This is a genomic window from Plantibacter sp. 2H11-2, assembly GCF_050031945.1.
GTDB lineage: Bacteria > Actinomycetota > Actinomycetes > Actinomycetales > Microbacteriaceae > Plantibacter > Plantibacter auratus.
Genome location: NZ_JBNBBL010000006.1, coordinates 36,407 through 56,286, shown reverse-complemented (window position 1 = coordinate 56,286; position 19,880 = coordinate 36,407). Strand labels below are relative to the sequence as shown.

The window sequence follows — 19,880 nt, the reverse complement described above, 5'->3', positions numbered from 1 at the left end:
CGACTGGGTACGCTCGCTGGAGCCCCAGCGATGCGGCTTTCCGGACGCGGTCCAGTATTCACGCGGCCTAGGCGGGAATGCCCGCTGCCCGGAACCGGTTGTGCGTCTCCAGATGCCGGCCACTCCAGCATCCCCGAAAGGACCTCCATGCGTCATCGTCAGCTGCGTCGTCAGCTCCTCACCGCCGCGATCGCGGTCACCGGCGCCGCCCTCGTCCTCACCGGCTGCGCAGGCCCGGCCGCGACGCCGACGCCCGACGCCGACGCGACCCTGCGGGTCGGTCTCGTCCTGGAGCCCTCCGACCTCAACATCCGCACCACCTCCGGCGCCGCGCTCGATCAGATCCTCATCGACAACGTCTACCAGGGCCTCGTGTCCCGCACCGAGGACAACCAGATCGTCGACACGCTCGCGAAGAGCCACGACATCAGCGCCGACGGTCTCACCTACACCTTCGTCCTCCGCGACGGCGTGACCTTCCACGACGGCGCCGCCCTGACCGCGGCCGACGTCGTCGACTCCATCACCCAGGTGCAGCAGGACCCGACGTTCGTCGACAACGTGGCGCTCCAGAAGGTCGCCTCGATCACGGCCGTCGACGACTCGACCGTGCAGTTGCAGCTCACCTCGCCCGACTCCAACCTGTTGTGGACCCTGACCGGACGCGCAGGACTCGTGCTGGAGTCGGGCGCCACCAACGACCTGTCGACGACCGCCAACGGCACCGGGCCGTTCACCCTGAAGACTTGGAAGCAGGGCGACAGCATCACCTTCGACCGGAACGCGAAGTACTGGGGCGACGCTCCGAAGGTCAAGGAGGTCGTCTTCAGCTACATCCCCGACGCCTCCTCCGCCGTCAACGCCACCCTCGCCGGCGAACTCGACGTGCAGACGGCGCTCGACGCGAACCTCAAGGACCAGATCACCCGCGCCGAAGGGTTCAGCATCACCGAAGGCAAGACGACCGACAAGTACACCCTCGCCTTCAACAACCAGCGCGCTCCCCTGAACGACCCCCTCGTCCGGCAGGCGCTCCGCTCCGCCATCGACCACGCCGCGATCGTCGAGGCCGTCGGCGGCGCCGCGGTCGAGCAGTACGGACCGATCCCCGAGCTCGACCCGGGCTACGAGAACCTCAGCGAGCTCGTGAAGTACGACCCGGAACAGGCGAAGGCGCTCCTCGCCCAGGCCGGCCAGGAGAACCTGTCCCTGACGCTCACGATCCCGAGCTTCTACGGCACCTCGGTGGCCAACGTCCTGGTGTCCGAGTTCAAAGCCATCGGCGTCACCCTCACCGTCAAGAGCGTCGAGTTCCCGACCTGGCTGAACGACGTCTACACGAACAAGGACTACGACCTCAGCTACGTGAACCACGTCGAGGCACGCGACTTCCAGAACTGGGCGAACCCGAACTACTACTTCGGCTACGACAACGCGCAGGTCCAGTCGCTCTATGCTGAATCCGTAGCGGCGACCGATCCGGCCGTCGCAGCCCAGAAGCTCAAGGAGGCGGCGTACCTCGTGTCGAAGGACAACGCCGCCGACTGGCTCTACACCGCGATCACCCTCACGGTGGTGCGCGACGGCGTGACCGGCTTCCCCGTGGACTCGGTCAACTCGCGCATCAACCTGGCGAAGGTCGCCGTGACCGGGTGACCCGGTTCATCCTGACGAGGCTGGTACTCCTCCTCGTCGGGCTCCTCGCCGCGAGCGCCCTGATCTTCTTCACCATCAGGGTGCTCCCGGGCGACGTCGCCCAGGTCATCGCCGGAACGGACGCGACGCCCGAAGCGGTCGCCGCGATCCGTGAACAATTGGGACTCGGCCAGCCCGTCCTCCTGCAGTACCTCGACTGGATCGGCGGGTTGCTCCGCGGCGATCTCGGGAACTCGCTCATCACGGGCACCCCCGTCGCCAGCGAACTCGCCCAGAAGGCGCAGGTGACCGTCCCGCTCGGCATCATGGCCCTCGTGATCGCCCTCGCGTTCAGTGTGCCGCTCGGGGTGCTCGCGGCCGTCCGGCGCACCCGCGCGACGGGCGTCGTCATCTCCTTCGCGTCGCAGGGGCTCGCCGCCGTCCCGGTCGTCTGGGCCGGCATGATGCTCGTGCTCCTCTTCGCCGTCGTACTCGGTTGGCTCCCGGCGCAGGGCTTCCCGCGCGCGGGCTGGAACGATCCGCTGGCGGCGATCCGCGCCCTCCTCCTCCCGGCACTCACGATCGGCGTCGTCGAGGGCGCGGTCCTGCTGCGCTTCGTCCGTTCCGCCGCCCTCGACGCGATCGGCCAGGACTACGTCCGGACGGCGGCGGCGAAGGGGCTGACCCGTTCGCAGGCACTCATCCGCCACGGGCTGCCGAACGTGGCCCTCTCGGTCGTCACCGTGCTCGGGCTCCAGATCGCCGGGCTCATCGTCGGCAGCGTCATCATCGAACAGCTCTTCACCCTGCCAGGCATCGGGCGCATGCTCGTCGCCGACGTCGGCAACCGCGACCTCGTGAAGGTGCAGGGCGAGCTCCTCGTCCTCACCGGGGTGGTCCTCGTGATCGGTGCCGTCGTGGACGTCGTCCACCGTCTCGCAGACCCGCGACTCCGAGAACGGGAGCGGACCACATGACTGCCCGTCAGGATCACCCGCGTCGGCGCGCGGCATCAGGCGGACTCCGCACCCTCGTGTCCGGCCCGGCCGGCGTGTTCGGGCTCGTCGTGGTCGCCCTGCTCCTCCTGAACGCCGGCGTCTCCTTTCTCTGGACGCCGTACGACCCCCAGCTCACCGATCCGTTCGCGAAGTGGCTGGCTCCGTCGCCGGCCCATCTGCTCGGCACGGACGAGGTCGGACGCGACATCTTCAGCCTGCTGCTCGTCGGTGCGCGGGTGACCGTGGCCGTCGCGATCGGTTCCGCAGTCGTCTCGACGGTCATCGGGGTCGCCCTCGCCGCCCTCGGTTCGCTCACGCGGCGCTGGGTCCGGGAGACGGTCGCGGTGCTGATCGACATCCTCATCGCGTTCCCGACCCTCCTCATCGCCATGATGATCGCCTCCGTCTTCGGCGGCTCGCTGTGGGTCGTCATCTGGGCGGTGGGCATCAGCTTCGGCGTGAACATCGCCCGGGTGACCCGACCCGAGATCCGCCGGGTCTCGCACAGCGAGTACGTGCTCGCCGGCAAAGCCGCCGGTCTCGGACCGGTGAGGAACCTGACGCGGCATCTGCTGCCGAACGTCGCACCGGTGTTCATCGTCCAGCTGTCGTGGTCGATGGCGGTCGCGGTGCTCGCCGAGGCGGGCCTGTCGTACCTCGGCTACGGCGCCCCCTCCAGTGTCCCGTCCTGGGGTCGGATGCTCAGTGAACTGCAGACCTACCTCGCCGTGCACCCGCTGTCGGTGCTGTGGCCGGGGCTCGCCATCACCATCACCGTCCTCGCCCTCAACCTCCTCGGAGACGCCCTGCGGGACGCGACCGATCCGACCCTCGGTCGCCGCGGACCCGCGTCGACCCCCACCTCGCCCCAGGGGGTGACCGCATGAGTCTCGACGTCCAGGACCTCGTCGTCACGCTCGGTGGCCGCCGGGTCGTCGACGGCGTGAGCTTCAGCGTGCCGGCGGGCGCACGGTTCGGCCTCATCGGCGAGTCCGGATCCGGGAAGTCGCTGACGGCGCTGGCGATCCTCGGACTGCTCCCCGACGGCGCCTCGGTGAGCGGCAGCATCCGCTGGCAGGGCGAGGAACTCCTCGGCCGCGGCGACCGCGAACTCGCGCGCATCCGCGGGCGTGAGATCGGGATCGTGTTCCAGGAACCTCGGACGGCACTCAACCCGATCCGCACCATCGGACGCCAGATCGGCGAGCCGCTGCGCATCCACGAGGGGCTGTCGAAACGGGAAGCGCTCGACCGGGCCGTCGAACTCGCCGCGCGGGTCCGTCTGCCCGACCCCGAGCGCATCGTCCGGCGGTACCCGCACCAGCTGTCGGGCGGACAACGCCAGCGGGTCGCGGCCGCCATCGCCCTCGCCTGCGGACCCTCCCTGCTCATCGCGGACGAGCCGACCACAGCGCTCGACGTCACCATCCAGTCGGAGATCCTCGGCCTCTTCGAGCGTCTCGTGAGCGAGACCGGGGCGTCCCTCGTCTTCATCACCCACGACCTCGCGGTCCTCTCCCGGATCGCCAGCGACGCCGTGGTGCTCGCGCAGGGGAAGGTCGTCGAGGCCGGGCCGGTGGCCCAACTGCTGTCGATGCCGGTGTCGCCCGTGACGCAGCGGCTGTTGGCCGCCGCGAAGACCATGAGCTGGAAGGGCGAGGACGATGACTGAGCCGCTGCTCCACGCCCAGGGGCTCGGACGGGTCTACACCAACCAGCGGGAGTCGCTCTTCCAGCGCCCGAGCCGCACCATCGCGCTCCACCCGAGCGACCTCGTCGTCGCCCCCGGTGAGGCCGTCGGCATCATCGGTGAGTCGGGGTCGGGCAAGTCGACGCTCGTCCGCCTCCTGCTCGCGCTCGACACCCCGAGCTCCGGGTCCGTGGCGTTCGACGGCCGTCCCGTCAGCGCCACCGCGAGCGCCAGGAGTCTGCACTGGTTCCGTCGACAGACGGGTGTCGTGTTCCAGGACCCGTACGCGTCGCTCGACCCGCGCATGAGCGTCGGGCGGATCGTCGCCGAGCCGCTCTCGGCGCTCGGGATCGAGGGCGACCACCGTTCCAAGGTCCGCGCGGTGCTCCGGCTCGTCGGGCTCGAGGCCGACGCGGCCGACCGCTTCCCGCACGAGTTCTCGGGTGGTCAGCGGCAGCGCATCGCGCTTTCGCGCGCGATCGTGCACCGCCCGCGCCTCCTCGTCGGCGACGAACCGCTCAGTGCGCTCGACGTGACCGTCCGGGCGCAGATCCTCGAGCTGCTCGGCCGTCTCCGCGAGGAACTGGGGCTGGCGATCGTGCTGGTGTCGCACGACATCGGCGTGGTGCAGCACCTCTGCGACCGGGTGGTCGTGATGCGTGACGGCGCGATCGTCGAGGAGGGCCCGGTCTCGCGGGTGCTCAGTCGTCCGTCGCACCCCTACACGACGCAGCTCCTCGCCTCGGTCCCCCGCCTCTGACGCGCGAGCGGGCGGCGGAGCCGCCGCGACCGGAGGGACGGGTCCGTGCCGACCGCTGCCGTTCAGCTTGGAAATATGCCAGAGCATGTCAGCGTAATATATATCTGTGGTTTACTAGAGGTATCCGAAGCGGTAGAACGCTCACCTCCCCCGACAGGAACTCATGCGCACCTCCACTCTCCCCCGTCCGCGCCTCGCCGGTCGTGCTGCTGCCACAGCGGCCGTCGCCACCGTGACCGCGGCCCTTCTGACCCCCATTGCCGCGCAGGCGGTCACGCCGGCGAGCGGACCCGACACGGGAGGCACACGGATCGAGACCCCGGCACCAGGAGTCTCCTCGACCGTGACCTCCATCGCATCCGGGCTCTACTTCACCCTCGAGTTGGACTCCGATGGATCGGTCTGGTCCCTCGGCGACGGAACGCTCGGCGAACTTGGCGATGGCACGACGACGAGGGCGCAGCTCACGCCCGTCCGGGTCGAGGGCCTCCCGCCGATCGCCGAGGTCGAAGCCGGCGACCGGTTCGCCATCGTCCGCGGCGTCGACGGCTCCGTCTGGACCTGGGGGCTCGGCTCATCGGGCCAATTGGGAATCGACGACACGGCGAATCAGACCCGTCCGGTCGAGGTGACCGCCCTCGCCGACCGGGACATCATCGACGTCGGAGCCGGGTCCGTCCACTCAATGGCCGTCGCGTCCGACGGCACGGTGTGGGCTTGGGGCTCCGGACTCGGCGATCAATTGGGGACCGGCGACCGGCAGCAACAGAACCTCCCGGTCCAGGTCCCCCTGCCGGTGCCGGCGTCCCGCGTGGCATCGAAGTACCTCACCTCCTTCGCCGTCGGGGTCGACGGGAGTCTGTGGGGATGGGGCGACAATTCCTACGGCGAGGTCGGTGAGGGTACCGCGATGCGGCAGCCCACCCCGACGAACGTCACGACACTCGCGGGCGTCCCGGTCAAGGATGTCGATCCCAGTTTCCAGGCCACTACCGTCCTCACCGAGGCCGGTGCAGTCTGGACCTGGGGCCGCGGGTCGAACCTCGGCGACGGGAACACTGTGCGACGGCAACCGACGCCGGTGCCCGCATTGGACGGCGTCGTCGTCGACGAGATCGCGACCGGTGAAGCACACTCCCTGGCTCGGACGATCGACGGCCGGGTGTTCACGTGGGGCTACAACAGCAATGGACAGATCGGCGACGGTACAACCGCGATGCGACCCCTGCCCACCGACATCACCGGCTTCTCCTCTGCTCCGGTCATCGCTGTCGCGGCCGGACGGTCGCACTCCTTCGCGCTGACCACGGACGGCGAGCTCTTCGGCTTCGGGAACAACCAGTCGGGCCAGCTCGGTATTGGTGTGAACGGGAACACCGAGCGGACACCGACACGGTCTGACACGGTCCCGCTCAGCCCGGTCGGCGTCTCATTCGACGGGATCGCAGGAACCGACATCGCCGTGCCGTCCCCCGGCCTGGTCGCCGCCATGACCCCGCCCCACGCTGCCGGTCTCGTCGACGTGATCGTGACGACCGCCTGGTCGAGCGGCGTCCAGAGCGGGGCACCCGTTTACACGACGCCTCAGGCGTTCGAGTACATCCGCACCGCCGCAGCGGCCTCGTCGACCATCGAGGCGACGCCCGTCGAAATACCCGCCGACGGGACCTCCGAGTCCTCGGTCGTCGTCTCCCTGCTGGGGTCCGACGGCATCCCCCTGGAGGTCGGCGGCGACACCGTCGTGCTGAGCGCCTCCCTCGGCGCACTGTCCGAGGTCATCGACAACGGCGACGGCACCTACGGCGCGACGCTCACTGCGGGCTCCACCCCGGGTGAAGCCACGGTCGCGTTCTCCGTCAACGGTGTGGCGGGTGACGCGACGGCCGTCGTGACCTTCTCGGTCGTCGACCAGGGTCCCGGCGACGACGACGGCGGACCTGGCGCGGGCGACACGGGCTCTGGCTCGGGCGACACGGGTTCTGGCTCAGACGGAAGCGGAATCGGAACGTCCGCAGCGTCGAACGGACTCGCCGATACCGGTACCGGCTGGACCATCGGCGCCATCACGGCGGCCCTGCTCGCCCTCCTGGGCGGCGGAGCGCTCCTCATCATCCGTCGACTGCGACCCGCCCATCGGTCCTGACTACCTCAGCCGGCATCGCGCGTGACCCGCCGGTGCCGGCGCAGGGCGGCCCGCTGACTCGGGGACTCACCGTGCAGGACGAGCCCGATGACCCAGAGGACGACGCGCGTCGCCGGCACGACCGGCAGCGGGATCGGCCCGAGGTGGGCGGTGCGGAGCCCGAGGATGCGTCGGTATTCGGGCGGGATCGTCGCGACCGCCCCGGCGAACAGGACCGAGTAGGCCGGGAGGAGCGACCGCTCAAGCGGCGGTCGGCGGAGGAAGGTGAGGGTCTCGGTCACCCGGGGACCACCGGTGAGCTCGCCCCGATCGAGGTAGCCCCGGAGCTGTTCCGCCAGTTCGTCGGCGGACCGCGGTGGGTCGACGACCCCCATGAGGTCCCCGGCGAGCGCCCAGTCGGAGACGTAGGCGTCCGGTCCGCCGGGGATCGGACCACCCCAGGTCCGCCGGACGCTCAGGAAGGCGTCGGTGAAGGCCAGGTGGACCCAGCGCAAGAGGTCGGGGTCGTTGGCGGCGTAGGGCCGGGCGACTCCGTGCGCGTCAAGATACTCGCCCACCACTCGCTCGTGAAGTTTCAGGACGTAGTCGCTCGTCCGCCGCGCCGTCTCGCGATCGCCGTACGTCACGGTGAAGATCCAACGAATGGTGCCGTCGAGCCGACCGAGGGGGTCCTCCCGGTATCGGGACCAGTCGTGGACACCGGCCAGGGCGCCCGGGTGGGCGGCCTGCAGCAGGAGCGCCCGGATACCGGCGACCATCGTCTCGACCCCGCCGTGGACGACCCAGGCCGCAGACTCGGGCGCGAAGTGGCCGGTGTCGGTTCCGTCCTCGAGATCGAGCGTCCACTGCGGCGGACGGTCCTGCTCGACGGCGAAGACGGAGAGGATGCGCGCCCGGAGGCCGGCGAGCAACCGTGTGCGCAGACGGGAGACAGGACGTCGCCCGGTACCGCTGTCCGTCACTCGATCGTCCTCCGCCCGCTGTCACGACGAGCCTACGTCGGGATCGCGCGTCACCCGCCCGTAGGAGGACCGCCTCCCGTGCTCCAGTCCTGCACGCGTCCCGGTCCCTGAGGTGTCCCGATCCCTGAGGTGTCCCGATCCCTGAGCCTGTCGAAGGGCGCTTCGGCAGGGCTGCTCACCGGGCGGGCTTGCGGGCCTCGATGAGGGTTCGGGAGGAGTGCGCGACGAACGGGCCGTCCTCCTGCAGGGAACGGTGCAGCTCCTGCAGGCGGTCGAGGTACCGCGCGGAGGTGAATCCGGGCACCATCCAGATCACCTTGCGCAGGAACCAGACGATCGCACCGACGTCGTGGAACTCGATCCGCAGCCGTTCGGTCCGCAGCTCCACGATCTCGAGTCCGGCGGCGCGGGCGCCGTCGGCCTCGTCATCAGGGTGACGTGCTCGACGGACGGCTTCGGGCTGCGGGCCGAGGAAGGCCTCGACGAGTTCGAACACGCTCGCCGGTCCGACGTGCTGGGCGAGGTAGCCTCCTCCCGGCGCGATCACCCGCGCCACGTCGGCCCAGTCCACAGCGACGGGATGCCGGCTCGACACGAGCGCGAACGAGTCGTCCGCGAACGGCAGTGGAGCACCCTCCTCCGTGCGAACGACGACGACCCCGCGCGGGTGCAGGCGGGCGGCGGCTCGGGCGAGGTTCGGTGGCCAGGACTCGGTGGCGGCCGCGAGCGGTGGAAGCACCGGCGCCGTGTCGAGCACCTCTCCCCCGCCGGTCTCGAGATCGAGCGAGGACGGGACGTCGGCCAGACGTCTCCCGAGCAGCTCCGAAAACCGCCAGGAGGGGCGCGCCTCACTGGCTCGGCCGTCGAGCCACGAGAAGTCCCATCCGTCGACCGAGGCGGCGTCGGCCTCGGCGACGAGGTCGTCGAACGATCGTGACATGGTCTCCTCCGTGCGTGGCTCCGTGGTCGGTGCGCTCATCCGACGGCCTCGAACCGGCTCGGATCGAGCCGCTCGACGTCGAACCGCGGCACCGCGTCGAGCAGCTCCCGAGTGTACGCGTGCTGCGGATGCCCGAGGACGGCCGAGGCCGGACCCGACTCGACGACGCGCCCGGTCGACAGCACCGTCACCTCGTCGGCGATCTGCCGGACGAGACCGAGGTCGTGCGAGATGAACAGGTAGCTGAGCGCGTGCTCGTCCCGGAGGTCGAGGAGCAGTTCGACGATCTGCGCCTGCACCGAGACGTCGAGCGCCGAGGTGGGCTCGTCGAGGACGAGCACCGTCGGCGCGAGGACCAGCGTCCTCGCGAGTGCGACCCGCTGGCGCTGACCGCCCGACACCTCCCGTGCACGACGCCCCAGCACACTCGTGGGGAGGGCCACCTGATCGAGGATGGTCGCGACGCGGCGCCGGCGTTCGGCGGCGCTCCGCACCCCGTGGATCCGCAGGGGCTCCTCGATGATCTGTCCGACGGTGTACCGCGGATCGACCGCCGAGAGCGGGTTCTGGTAGACCAGCTGGAGGTCGCGCGCGAAGGGGTTGGCGACGGCGTTGTCTCGTGGCAGCTCCCGGCCTGCCACCCGCACCGACCCGTCGTCGAAGGCGGTGAGCCCGGCGACGATGCGGGCGAGTGTCGATTTGCCCGACCCGGACTCGCCCACGAGCGCGTGGATCGAGCGCGGGCGGAGGACGAGCGAAGCCTCGTCAAGTGCGGGCGGCGTCTGGGGATCGCGCCCGTACCGTTTCGACACGTGCGACACCTCGACCACGGCGGGTGGCACGATCGTCCCGCCGCGCTGCTCCGCCTGCACCTGCTCGGCCGCAGCGCGGATGCGTTCCCGGTAGCGCAGCGGCGACGATGCGGGTGAGTCCGAGAGCAGCCCCACCGTGTAGGGGTGCCGCGGTGCGAGCAACACCTCCTCGGCCGGACCGGACTCGCGGACGTTCCCGTCCTGCAGGACCACGATCGCGTCGCTGCGCTCCTGCGCCAGCGCCAGGTCGTGGGTGATGAAGAGGATCCCGAGCCCGAGCTCCTCCCGGAGGCCGTCGAGGAGGTCGAGGATGCGCCGCTGGACGGTCACGTCGAGCGCGGACGTCGGTTCGTCGGCGATGAGCAGCTTGGGCCTCGCCGCGATGGCGATCGCGATGAGCACCCGCTGCAACTGCCCGCCGGAGAGCTCGTGCGGGTAGGACCGCACGCGGGCCGAGGCCTGACGGATGCCCACGTGCTCGAGCAACTCGATCACGCGCGCGGGGACCTCCGAGCGCGGGGTGTCGCCCGCCACCTGGACCGCCTGGGCGATCTGCACGCCGATCCGCTGCAGCGGGTCGAGTGAACTCAGCGGATCCTGCGGGATGAAACCGAGCGTCGAGCCGCGCAGGGGGCGCCACTGCTTCCGGGAGAAGTCGGCGACCTCGTGTCCGGCGACCGCGACCCGACCGGCGGTGACCGAGCCGTTGCCCGGGAGGAGTCCCGCGACCGCCCGGGCGATCGTGCTCTTCCCCGAACCGGACTGACCCACGAGCGACACCGTCTCGCCGCGGCCGACCTGGAACGACACGTCGCGCACCGTGTCGGTCGGCCCCCTCGAGCCGCGCGTCCGGTACCCGACGGCGAGCCCGTCAACGAGCAACGGCACCGGAGCCGCGTCGACGACGTGGAGTGAGCTGTGCTGCAGGGCTGCCTGGTTCATGCGGTGGTCCTCTCGCGGGTGAGCTGGCTGAGACGGCTGATGGCGAGCACGGTGACGGCGATCACGAGGCCCGGGACGACGACGAGCCACGGCGAGGACACGACGTACTGACGACCCTCGGAGACGAGCAGGCCCCACTCCGGGTCGGGCGGTGGGGCTCCGTACCCGAGGAAGCTGAGCGAGGAGATCCAGATGATGGCGAGGCCGAACTGGAGGGCCGTGAGCGACAGCACCGCGGAGTACGAGTTCGGGAAGACGTGCTTCGCGAGGACGTACGCCCGCGAACCGCCGAGATGGTGACTCGCCTCGACGAACGGCAGGTCCTTCACCGTCAGCACCTCGGAGCGCATGATCCTGGTGAACGCCGCGATCGAGGAGATCCCCACGGCGACGGCCGCGTTCAGGGTGCCGAAGCCGAGCGCCACGACGACGACCATCGCGAGGAGCAGCCCGGGGATCGAGAGCAGCACGTCGACGATCCGGCTGATGACGGCGTCGACGAGACCGCCGAACGACGCGGCGACGAGCCCGAGGACCGTGCCGGCGCCGAGACCGATGAGGACGGCGACCGCCGAGCCGAGCAGGGTCCGACCGGTGCCGTGGATCACCCGCGACAGCAGGTCGCGACCGAGGGAGTCGGTTCCGAACCAGTGCGCGACCGATGGTGCGGCGAGCGCGTTGGCGTCGTCGGGCTCGAGCGGGTCGTACGGCGTGAGGAGGCCGGGTGCGATCACGGACACGAGGACGAGACCGACGACGATGATCGCCAGGACGTCCGCGACCCCGAGGCGGCCGAGGAGTCGACGGAACGCGTCCGGTCCGTCGTCGGCCGCGGTGACGTCGCGGTCCGCTTGGAGTCGGAGGCTCATGCGTCCACGCTCGCTTTCGTCGGGATACCGCCGGGTACCGCCGTCCCCGTCGCCGCCGCTGTCGCGACAGCAGGCCTGGCGAGGCGGGAGCGTCGGGACCGCCCATGCCCCGGGCGGACGATGCGCGGGTCGAGGACGGGGTAGACGAGGTCGGTCACGAGATCGATGCCGACGTAGATGGAGGAGATGAGGATGACGACGGCCAGGATCACCGGGGTGTCCTGATCGCGCACGCTCTCGAAGGTGATGAATCCGAGGCCGGTGCGGGTGAACACGGCCTCCACGACGACGGCACCGGCCAGCAGCTCTCCGACGACGAGGGCGAGCATCGTGATCGACGGGATCGCACCGTTCTTCAGGACGTGGCCGAGGGCGATCCGGACCTCGCTCGTCCCCTTCGCACGGAGCACGGTGACGAAGGGTTCGTCCGCAGCCTTCCGGAGTCCCTGGATCAACACCTGCGTCAACGGACCGTTGACGGCGAGCGCCAGGGTCAGCGCCGGGAGCACGTAGGACACGAAGCCCTGATCGCGCACCGACGACACCCAGCCGAGCTGGAAGGAGAAGATCGCGAGGAGCACGAAGCCGATGAGGAAGCTCGGCGCGGAGATGGAGGCGATGGGCGCCGATGCCGCGATGCTCCTGATCGCGCTGACGGGGGCGTACACGGCGGTGAGCGCGATCGCGAGCGACAGCACGATCGTCATGACGAACGCCACGCCCGCGAGCACGATCGTGTCCGAGAAGCCCTGCGCGACGAGGTCCGACACGGCACGACCGCTCACGAGCGAGTAGCCGAGGTCCCCGTGGAGGAGCCGCCCGACCGTCAGCGTGAACTGCTCGAGCGGCGACAGGTCGAAGTGGTAGTACGCCCGCAGTGCTTCGCCGGCGGACGGGGGCAGTGGGTTGAGCGGACTCGTCAGCTTGTTCTCGATGGGGTCGCCGGGCAGGACGAAGAGGGTGAAGAAGACGAGCGTGTAGACGAGCGCGATGACGAGGAGCGCCTGGGCGACGCGCTTGATCACGTAGTCGCGGTACTGCCGGCGTCGCGTGTCCGCCGCGCTGACGTTCGGATGCTGGTTGGACATGTGGGGCCTCCTCTCGGAAGGGACGGGACCGGAGACGGGAGGGCCGTCCGATCGACGGCCCTCCCGCTCGCTCAGTCCTCGATCGAGGTGTTGTAGAACTCCGGCAGGGCGCCGTCGGTGAGGGAGAAGCCCTTCACCCGCTGCTGGGTGACGAACACCTGGCTGTCGTTGAGGATCGGGACGACGTAGGCCTGGTCGATCAGGTGGTCCTGGATCTGTCCGAGGATCGCCGCACGGGTGTCGTCGTCGGTCGCGGCGTTCTGCGCGTCGAGCAGCGACTGCAGGGTCGTGTCGGAGCCGGCGAGACCGAGGAGGTCTGAGCCGTCCTTGCTGTAGTACTCGCTGAGGCCCTTCGAGGGGTCCGGGTGCGGCCAACCGACCCGGAGCGCCCCGACCTCCGGGTCCGCGAACGCGGTCGCCCAGTAGGTGGAGTAGTCGAGCTCGTTGAGCGACAGCTCGATCCCGACGTCCTTGAACTGGTTCTGGATCTGCTGGAAGAGGCTCTTCGCCGTGTTGTCGTAGACGTCGATGTAGGTCTTCACCGTGAGCCGCTCGCCGTCCTTCGTGCGGTAGCCGTCCGCGTCGCGCTCGGTCCAGCCGGCGCCGTCGAGGAGGCGGTTCGCCGCATCCGGGTCGTAGGCGAACTTCGCCGATTCGTCGACGTAGCCGAAGGTGCCCGGCGACAGGACCGACGTCGCGGGCGTCCAGCTGTCGGTGTACTGCGTCTCGATGATCTGCTCACGGTCGATCGCGTGCAGCAGCGCCTTGCGGACGTCGACGTCGTCGAGGAACGGCGCCTGGCTGCGGAGGAACCACTGGTTGCTGAGACCGACACCCGTCTTGGACACGATGTCGTAGCCGGCGTCGACGAGCCCCTGCTCCTCGCTCGGCTGGACGTAGCGGATGACGTCGGCCTCGCCCGACTTCAGGGTGCCGAGCCGGACGCTGTCCTCCTGCACGGGGATGACCGTGACCGAGGCGAGGTGCGCCTCGCCCTGGTTCGGGGAGGACGGCGGGGCCCAGGCGTACCCCTCACGACGGTCGAGCACGATCTCCTTGCCGTAGGTCTCGGAGGCGACGACGAAGGGGCCCGAGCCGATGAGGTTCACGAACTTCGACTGCTCCTCCTTGCTCGCGTCGATCGTGGCGTCGGCGACGAGCCCGGATCCCCACCCGGTGAGCACGTTGAGGAAGGGCGCGTAGGGTGCGGCGAGGACGACGGTGACGGTGCTGGTCGCGTCGTCCGGCGTCGCGACGAGACCGGGCGGGAACTGCGCGTTCGGGGTCGTGCCCTTCGCCTCGTCGCCGGTCGACTGCCAGTTCAGGTTCTTCGCGACGCTCGTGGCGTCGACGGCGGTGCCGTCGCTGTAGGTGACGCCGTCACGGATCACGAAGGTGTACGTGAGACCGTCGGGGCTGACGGTCCAGGAGTCGGCGATCCACGGTTCGAGTTCGCCCGTCTCCGCGTTCCGGTAGAGCAGGCGGTCGGTGATGTTCTGCTGGAGCGCACGGGTCTGCCACGTGCCCGCCTCCTGCACCTGCGCCGAGGTGGGGATCTCCGCGTCGAGGTAGGTGAGGCTGCCACCGTCCGCGTCGGACGAGGCCGACGCCGCCGAGCAGCCGGTCAGCGCGATGCTCACGGCGACGAGGGCTGCGGCGGCGAGTCGTGCTCGCCGTCTGGTGGTTCGGGTCATGACGGGTACTCCTGTGGGTCGGGGTGGTCCGGTGCTGTGCCGGTGTGGTTGCCCATCCTGGTCGGCACACCGGGCCACCCCGCGGCTCTGTTACGACAGGTTTCCCGCGGGTTCCCTCGATGACGCCGTGTGACCGTCGAGCGCCCTCTCGTGCTGGTCGCCGAGGTTCCGTCCTCCGCGATACCGGGCGGCCGGGTGGTCGTCCGGGAGCCGGGCCGCTCCGCCCGTCAGGCGCTCACGGAGCGTCTCCCCCGGTCGATACGCGTCGCGCAGTCGTCCCCGACGACGCAGCTCCGGCACGACGAGTTCGACGAAATCGGTGAGCGTGTCGAGGCTGTGGTACTGCCGCAGGTTGATCCCGTCGATACCGACCTCGTCCAACCATCGCTCGATCTCGTCGGCGACGACCTCGGGGGTGCCGACGGCGAAGAAGTCCCGTTCGAGGTCGCTGCCGACCCGCACGATGAACTCGCCGACGGTGCCGGCCGTCACCTGCGGCGGCAGGGCGTCCGCCGGGACCCCCTCTGCGGCGAGCGCCTCGGCGACGGTCCGGTCCTCCGGGTGGGCCAGCGGGTCGAACGGCAGCCCGGCGTGCACGAACCGGCCGACGATACTCGCATGCTCGCGGTACTGCACGGCCTTGGCCTCGGCCTCCTCCTGCGTCCGCGCGACGATGACGGCGGCCTGGACGACGATCTTCAGCGCGGCCCCGTCGCGTCCGTTGTCGGCCGCTGCCGCACGGAACCGCTCCAGGAGGGGGCCTGCACCACCTGGACCCCGCACGCCCGTGAACACGGCTTCGGCGTGCCGTCCGGCGAACGCGATGCCGGCCGGTGAGGCGGTCGCGGTGTAGAGCAGCGGTGTCCGCTGCGCGCTCGGCTCGGACAGGTGCGGTCCGGCGACCTGGAAGTAGCGCCCGACGTGATCGATGTACCGCACCTTGTCGGGGTCGGAGTAGACGCCGGCCTCCCGGTCGCGGATGACGGCGTCGTCGTCCCAGGACCCTTCCCAGAGCTTGTAGAGGACGTCCAGGTACTCCTCGGCGATCGCGAACCGTTCGTCGTGCGGGATCTCCTCGGCGAGGCCGAAGTTCCGTGCGGCGTTCGGCAGGTAGGAGGTGACGATGTTCCACGCGACGCGGCCGTTCGTCAGGTGGTCGAGGGTGCTCATGCGACGCGCGAAGGCGAACGGCGGCTCGTAGCTCGTCGAGAAGGTGATGCCGAAGCCGAGGTGCTCGGTCACGGCGGCCATCGCGGGGACGACGAGCAGCGGGTCGTTGTTGGGGATCTGCAGGCCCTCACGCAGGGCGTCGGCCGGGCCGCCGCGGAAGACGTCGTAGGCGCCGACCACGTCCGCGATGAAGATCGCGTCGAACCCGCCCGCCTCCGCTGTCCGGGCAAGTGTCGTCCAGTACCGGATGTCGGTGTACTGGTCGCGTCGGTTGTCCGGCAGGCGCCAGAGGCCGTGGGTGATGTGGCTCACGCAGTTCATCTCGAACAGGTTGAGGATGAGCTGCTTGGGGCTGGACCGCGTCGGGCTGGACTGTTCGCTGATGATCGACTCCTCCGGTGGAGCGGCGATCGGTCCGTCCGGACCGGGCCGCCTCAGCACCCTAGGCGCAGCGGGAGGGACGAGGTCCGGCCGCGGTGTCACATCCCGTCATACGCCACCGGGCGACGATCGGTCAGCGGGCGACGGACGGGACGCGGTCCTGCCAACGCAGTCGCCGCTCCAGTTGCGCACCGAGGGCGAGCAGGGTGGCCTCGCCTCCGGGACGCCCGATCAGCTGGACGCCCATCGGCAGCCCCTCGGACGTCTCGTGGACCGGGAGCGTGATGGCCGGCAGGCCGGTCGCGTTCACGAAGGAGGTGTGCGGCGCGTAGCGCACCTGCTGCTCGAAGTTCAGCTCGGGCGAGTCCTGGTCGTACCACCCGATCGGCCGTGGTGTCTGGGCGAGCGCCGGCGTGATGATCGCGTCGAACGGCGCGAACTGCGCGAGGACGCTGCGTTCGAACCGGTGGAGACTGGCGAGCGTCTCCATGAGCCGGGTCGCCGGCAGCGCCCGACCGCGCTCGACGAGGGACCTCGTGATGGGTTCGAGGAGCGCCAGCTCCGCCTCCGAGGACGCCGGGACACCGGCCGCTGAGGCCTGCCAGATCGTCGTGAAGTCGGTCGGGTACCGTTCGGCGTCGCGAAGGGTGAGCTCCTCCAGGCCGTGCCCCATCGCGGTGAACGCCCGGGTGGCGACGTCGACGGCGGCGCGGGCCTCCGGGTCCACCGCCAGCTCGAAGGCGCTGTCCCAGGGTGAGCCGTCGAGGACCGCCAACTGGAACCGGCCCTCGCCGCGCACGGCGTGCCCGAGCAGGGGTCCGTCGTCGGCGTCGGGTGCTCGCAGCGTGAAGTGATGGTCGATGCGTCCGTGCACGCGCTCGATCATCGCGTCGAGCAGGAGCGCCGCGTCGGCGACGGTCCGGGCGATCGGCCCGGGGACGACGAGGCCGGCGAGTCGGTCGACACCGGAGCCCGCGGGGACGAGCCCCCGCGTGGGCTTCAGGCCGACGAGCCCGCAGGCGGCCGCCGGGATGCGGACGGAGCCGCCACCGTCGGAGCCGGGGGCGAACGGGAGGAGCCGCGCGGCGACGGCGGCTGCGGCCCCGCCACTCGACCCCGCGGCTCCGCGGTCGAGGGCCCACGGGTTCCGCGTCGGCACCCCGTCGAGCGGCTCCGTGTAGCCGTAGAGCCCGAACTCCGGGGTCGCGGTCTTCCCGAGGCTCACCGCTCCGGCCCGGTCGAGGACGCCGACCAGCTCGTCGTCGGTCGTCGCCACGACCTCCGCGGTGAGCCGTGACCCGAAGCGGACGGGCTGACCGGCACGGGACACGAGGTCCTTGTCGCCGATCGGGAGTCCCCAGAGCGGTGCGGTCCGAGGAAGTGCCTCGACCGCCTCCACGCGTTCGGCGAGCGATCCGGCGGCGACCGAGGTGAAGGCGCCGATCGCGTCGTCGAGGCGCTCGATGCGGTCGAGGTAGTGCCGGGCGAGCTCCGTCGGTGAGACTTCGTCCCGCTGCAACGCCTGCCACTGCTCGAGCGCCGTCAGCTCATGGAGTTCCGCCATGCGACCAGCCTAGAGGCGGCGCTCTCCTGTGGTCCCCGTTCCCCGGCCGTTCCGGTCTCTGAGCCCGTCGAAGGGTGTCGACCGGTTCAGCGCTTCAAGGACTTCTGGAGGAGGACCGTGCCGATCCAGCGGCCGAACTTGAAGCCGACACGGCCCATGCGGCCCACCTCGGTGAACCCGAACTTCTCGTGGAGGGCGATCGACGACTCGGCGCCCTTGTCGGCGATGACGGCCAGCATCTCCTTGAGCCCGGCGGCCTTCGAGCGCTCGATGAGCTCACCGAGCAGATCGGTGCCGAGGCCCTTGCCGGTCGCCGCCGCTCCGAGGTAGATCGAGCTCTCCACGGTGAATCGGTAGGCGCGCTTCTGCTTCCACGGCGCGCACAGCGCGTACCCGAGGATCTGTCCGGTCGGGTTGACGGCGACGATGAACGGGAGCTGGAGCCGCTGCAGGTAGGCGAACTTGGAGCGCCACTCGGCGAGGGTCATCGCGTCCTCGTCGAAAGTGACCATGCTGTTGGCGACGTAGTGGTTGTAGATCGCCCGGATGTCGGGCAGGTCGGCCGCAGTGGCGTCGCGCATCGTGAAGGCGAACGGCGTCTCGGGGGTCGGCGGCTTGCGCAGGTGCGGCGGCAGCCGGCGCCTCGGCTCGTACTCCTCTTCCAGCATCCCCCAAGCCTAACGAGGGGGAGGGTCGGCGGACAGCCCTTGCGGCCGACGCCACGACCCGGTCGTCAGTCGAGCGACCAGTCGATCGAGTCCACGCCGCGGGCGACGAGGAAGTCGTTCGTGCGGCTGAACGGCTTCGAGCCGAAGAAGCCCCGCGAGGCGGAGAGCGGACTCGGGTGCGCCGAGACGATGACGTGGCGGTCGGGGTCGCCCGATGATTCGAGCAGCGGTGCCAGTCGTTCGGCGTCCTTGCCCCAGAGGATCGACACGAGCGGTGCGGGGCGTGCGGTGAGCGCGCGGATCGCCTGTTCGGTGACCGCCTCCCAGCCGTGTCGGCGGTGCGACCCGGCGGAACCCGCCTCGACCGTGAGGACGCGGTTGAGGAGCAGCACGCCCTGTCCGGTCCACGAACTGAGATCGCCGTGTTCCGGCGTCGGGACACCGAGGTCCTCGCGGAGTTCCCGATGGATGTTCGCGAGGCTGCGCGGCACCGGGCGGACCTCCCGGTCCGCGGCGAACGACAGGCCGATCGGATGACCCGGCGTCGGGTACGGGTCCTGCCCGACGATGAGGACCCGGACCGCGCTGAACGGCGTGCGGAAGGCCCGCAGGACGAGCTCGGGTGCCGGCAACCATCGGGCACCGGCCGCTGTCTGCGCCGCGAGCCAGTGGTCGATCGTCGCGAGGTCGTCCGCGACGGGTGCGAGCGCGTCGGCCCACCCCTCGTCCATCGACCCCGCCGCGGCGAGCTGTGCCGGGGTGCCGCCGAGGATCCCGTTCGTCATGGACTACTGCTGCTGCGGCTGCTCGGCACCGATCGTGCGGACGACGACCCCGTGCTCGGCGGTGAAGACCTGCCAGACACTGCCGCCACCGAGGACGGAGAGCGCCCCCTGCCCGACGACGAGCGCCGTGTTCTCGTCGATCGCGACCCCGCCGTCGACGACCCCGGCCTCCGTCGCGGCGACGAGCCGCCCGAGGGTGCCCCACTGTGCGGCATGCGCCTCGACCGCGATGTCGACGAGCCCGAGACCGTCGCCGATCGTGACCTCGTCGAGTTCCTCGGACGCCGCCTCGGGGCTCACGGGGACCTCGCCGACACGCCATCCGCCGATGATCGCGTGCTCGGCGGCGATCATCGCGCCGGCCGAGATGCCGAGGTAGGGCAGACCGGACGCGACGAGGCGTCGGATGTCGGTGGCGACCGGCGCGACCGCCTCCGCGTAGGCCGAGGGCAGTCCGCCGCCGACGACGATCCCGTCGACCTCGGCCAGCTGAGCCTGCGCGACCACGCCGCCCTCGCGGACGACCACGCGGATCGCCTCGATCTCACCGGAGCGTGCGACGGCACGTTCCAGGGCGGCGGACTGCTCGAGCCCGTCACCGTCGTGCACGACGACGATCGCGATGCGCGGGGCCAACCGACCGGCGACGACCGCGAGCGCGGCCGCCTCGGCGATGAACGCTGCGTAGACGGTCGACTCGGTCTCTGGGGCGGCCGGACCGCCGAGGAGGAAAACACTCACCCTGAGACCCTACCCGGCACCCCGGATCAGGCGGGGAC

At 70.5% G+C, this 19,880-nt stretch carries 17 protein-coding genes; 6 read left to right on the top strand and 11 right to left on the bottom strand.

Annotated features, from left to right (window positions below):
- Positions 1 to 147 precede the first annotated feature (147 nt).
- The 6 genes from ACQG07_RS12940 (at position 148) to ACQG07_RS12915 (ending at position 7,226) form a co-directional block, all read left to right on the top strand.
- Positions 148 to 1,656, top strand: a complete 1,509-nt coding sequence (locus ACQG07_RS12940) for an ABC transporter substrate-binding protein (RefSeq protein WP_274500801.1) — start codon at positions 148 to 150, stop codon at positions 1,654 to 1,656.
- Positions 1,653 to 2,612, top strand: coding sequence for an ABC transporter permease (locus ACQG07_RS12935; protein ID WP_079707217.1), 960 nt, complete (start codon positions 1,653 to 1,655; stop codon positions 2,610 to 2,612). The genes ACQG07_RS12940 and ACQG07_RS12935 overlap by 4 nt, the downstream gene beginning before the upstream one ends.
- Positions 2,609 to 3,520 carry an ABC transporter permease gene (locus ACQG07_RS12930; RefSeq protein ID WP_192006688.1) on the top strand — a complete coding sequence of 304 codons (912 nt, stop codon included), beginning with the start codon at positions 2,609 to 2,611 and terminating at the stop codon, positions 3,518 to 3,520. Before ACQG07_RS12935 ends, ACQG07_RS12930 begins: the two co-directional genes overlap by 4 nt.
- The gene (locus tag ACQG07_RS12925; RefSeq protein WP_274500799.1) at positions 3,517 to 4,305 is read left to right on the top strand and encodes an ABC transporter ATP-binding protein; all 789 of its coding nucleotides are present in this window, start codon (positions 3,517 to 3,519) and stop codon (positions 4,303 to 4,305) included. The genes ACQG07_RS12930 and ACQG07_RS12925 overlap by 4 nt, the downstream gene beginning before the upstream one ends.
- Positions 4,298 to 5,083: an ABC transporter ATP-binding protein gene (locus ACQG07_RS12920; protein ID WP_426738478.1), complete on the top strand. Its 786-nt coding sequence runs from the start codon at positions 4,298 to 4,300 to the stop codon at positions 5,081 to 5,083. The genes ACQG07_RS12925 and ACQG07_RS12920 overlap by 8 nt, the downstream gene beginning before the upstream one ends.
- Positions 5,084 to 5,246: 163 nt before the next feature.
- Positions 5,247 to 7,226, top strand: a complete 1,980-nt coding sequence (locus ACQG07_RS12915; protein ID WP_426738477.1) for an invasin domain 3-containing protein — start codon at positions 5,247 to 5,249, stop codon at positions 7,224 to 7,226.
- Between the two features lie 5 nt (positions 7,227 to 7,231).
- Here the strand turns inward: ACQG07_RS12915 and ACQG07_RS12910 are convergent, their stop codons facing one another.
- The 11 genes from ACQG07_RS12910 to ACQG07_RS12860 all read right to left on the bottom strand — a co-directional run bounded on the left by ACQG07_RS12910 (position 7,232) and on the right by ACQG07_RS12860 (position 19,842).
- Positions 7,232 to 8,188, bottom strand: coding sequence for an oxygenase MpaB family protein (locus ACQG07_RS12910; protein WP_426738476.1), 957 nt, complete (start codon positions 8,186 to 8,188; stop codon positions 7,232 to 7,234).
- A gap of 175 nt (positions 8,189 to 8,363) precedes the next feature.
- On the bottom strand, positions 8,364 to 9,128 hold the full coding sequence (locus tag ACQG07_RS12905) for an SAM-dependent methyltransferase (RefSeq protein WP_274500793.1): 765 nt from the start codon (positions 9,126 to 9,128) through the stop codon (positions 8,364 to 8,366).
- A gap of 35 nt (positions 9,129 to 9,163) precedes the next feature.
- Positions 9,164 to 10,882, bottom strand: coding sequence for a dipeptide ABC transporter ATP-binding protein (locus ACQG07_RS12900; protein ID WP_426738475.1), 1,719 nt, complete (start codon positions 10,880 to 10,882; stop codon positions 9,164 to 9,166).
- Positions 10,879 to 11,751: an ABC transporter permease gene (locus tag ACQG07_RS12895; RefSeq protein WP_124769613.1), complete on the bottom strand. Its 873-nt coding sequence runs from the start codon at positions 11,749 to 11,751 to the stop codon at positions 10,879 to 10,881. The genes ACQG07_RS12900 and ACQG07_RS12895 overlap by 4 nt, the downstream gene beginning before the upstream one ends.
- Complete coding sequence (locus ACQG07_RS12890) at positions 11,748 to 12,839, bottom strand: ABC transporter permease (protein WP_426738474.1); 1,092 nt, start codon at positions 12,837 to 12,839, stop codon at positions 11,748 to 11,750. The genes ACQG07_RS12895 and ACQG07_RS12890 overlap by 4 nt, the downstream gene beginning before the upstream one ends.
- A 71-nt stretch (positions 12,840 to 12,910) precedes the next feature.
- Positions 12,911 to 14,533, bottom strand: coding sequence for an ABC transporter substrate-binding protein (locus ACQG07_RS12885; protein ID WP_426738473.1), 1,623 nt, complete (start codon positions 14,531 to 14,533; stop codon positions 12,911 to 12,913).
- 90 nt (positions 14,534 to 14,623) lie between these two features.
- Positions 14,624 to 16,144 (bottom strand): NtaA/DmoA family FMN-dependent monooxygenase, encoded by a 1,521-nt coding sequence (locus ACQG07_RS12880; RefSeq protein WP_426738472.1) that lies wholly within the window; start codon positions 16,142 to 16,144, stop codon positions 14,624 to 14,626.
- Between the two features lie 73 nt (positions 16,145 to 16,217).
- Positions 16,218 to 17,648 carry an amidase gene (locus ACQG07_RS12875; protein WP_137243320.1) on the bottom strand — a complete coding sequence of 477 codons (1,431 nt, stop codon included), beginning with the start codon at positions 17,646 to 17,648 and terminating at the stop codon, positions 16,218 to 16,220.
- A gap of 86 nt (positions 17,649 to 17,734) precedes the next feature.
- Positions 17,735 to 18,316 (bottom strand): GNAT family N-acetyltransferase, encoded by a 582-nt coding sequence (locus tag ACQG07_RS12870; protein ID WP_079707223.1) that lies wholly within the window; start codon positions 18,314 to 18,316, stop codon positions 17,735 to 17,737.
- 65 nt (positions 18,317 to 18,381) lie between these two features.
- Positions 18,382 to 19,101, bottom strand: coding sequence for a uracil-DNA glycosylase (locus ACQG07_RS12865; RefSeq protein WP_426738471.1), 720 nt, complete (start codon positions 19,099 to 19,101; stop codon positions 18,382 to 18,384).
- Between the two features lie 3 nt (positions 19,102 to 19,104).
- Positions 19,105 to 19,842, bottom strand: a complete 738-nt coding sequence (locus ACQG07_RS12860; protein ID WP_064295268.1) for a Type 1 glutamine amidotransferase-like domain-containing protein — start codon at positions 19,840 to 19,842, stop codon at positions 19,105 to 19,107.
- Positions 19,843 to 19,880: the final 38 nt, after the last annotated feature.

Excerpts from the sequence above, each read along its gene's own strand:
- ACQG07_RS12905 (WP_274500793.1), bottom strand. The coding sequence starts at position 9,128 with ATGTCACGATCGTTCGACGACCTCGTCGCCGAGGCCGACGCCGCCTCG.
- ACQG07_RS12940 (WP_274500801.1), top strand. The coding sequence starts at position 148 with ATGCGTCATCGTCAGCTGCGTCGTCAGCTCCTCACCGCCGCGATCGCG.
- ACQG07_RS12865 (WP_426738471.1), bottom strand. The coding sequence starts at position 19,101 with ATGACGAACGGGATCCTCGGCGGCACCCCGGCACAGCTCGCCGCGGCG.
- ACQG07_RS12930 (WP_192006688.1), top strand. The coding sequence starts at position 2,609 with ATGACTGCCCGTCAGGATCACCCGCGTCGGCGCGCGGCATCAGGCGGA.
- ACQG07_RS12900 (WP_426738475.1), bottom strand. The coding sequence starts at position 10,882 with ATGAACCAGGCAGCCCTGCAGCACAGCTCACTCCACGTCGTCGACGCG.
- ACQG07_RS12895 (WP_124769613.1), bottom strand. The coding sequence starts at position 11,751 with ATGAGCCTCCGACTCCAAGCGGACCGCGACGTCACCGCGGCCGACGAC.
- ACQG07_RS12915 (WP_426738477.1), top strand. The coding sequence starts at position 5,247 with ATGCGCACCTCCACTCTCCCCCGTCCGCGCCTCGCCGGTCGTGCTGCT.
- ACQG07_RS12920 (WP_426738478.1), top strand. The coding sequence starts at position 4,298 with ATGACTGAGCCGCTGCTCCACGCCCAGGGGCTCGGACGGGTCTACACC.
- ACQG07_RS12890 (WP_426738474.1), bottom strand. The coding sequence starts at position 12,839 with ATGTCCAACCAGCATCCGAACGTCAGCGCGGCGGACACGCGACGCCGG.
- ACQG07_RS12925 (WP_274500799.1), top strand. The coding sequence starts at position 3,517 with ATGAGTCTCGACGTCCAGGACCTCGTCGTCACGCTCGGTGGCCGCCGG.
- ACQG07_RS12870 (WP_079707223.1), bottom strand. The coding sequence starts at position 18,316 with ATGCTGGAAGAGGAGTACGAGCCGAGGCGCCGGCTGCCGCCGCACCTG.
- ACQG07_RS12875 (WP_137243320.1), bottom strand. The coding sequence starts at position 17,648 with ATGGCGGAACTCCATGAGCTGACGGCGCTCGAGCAGTGGCAGGCGTTG.
- ACQG07_RS12885 (WP_426738473.1), bottom strand. The coding sequence starts at position 14,533 with ATGACCCGAACCACCAGACGGCGAGCACGACTCGCCGCCGCAGCCCTC.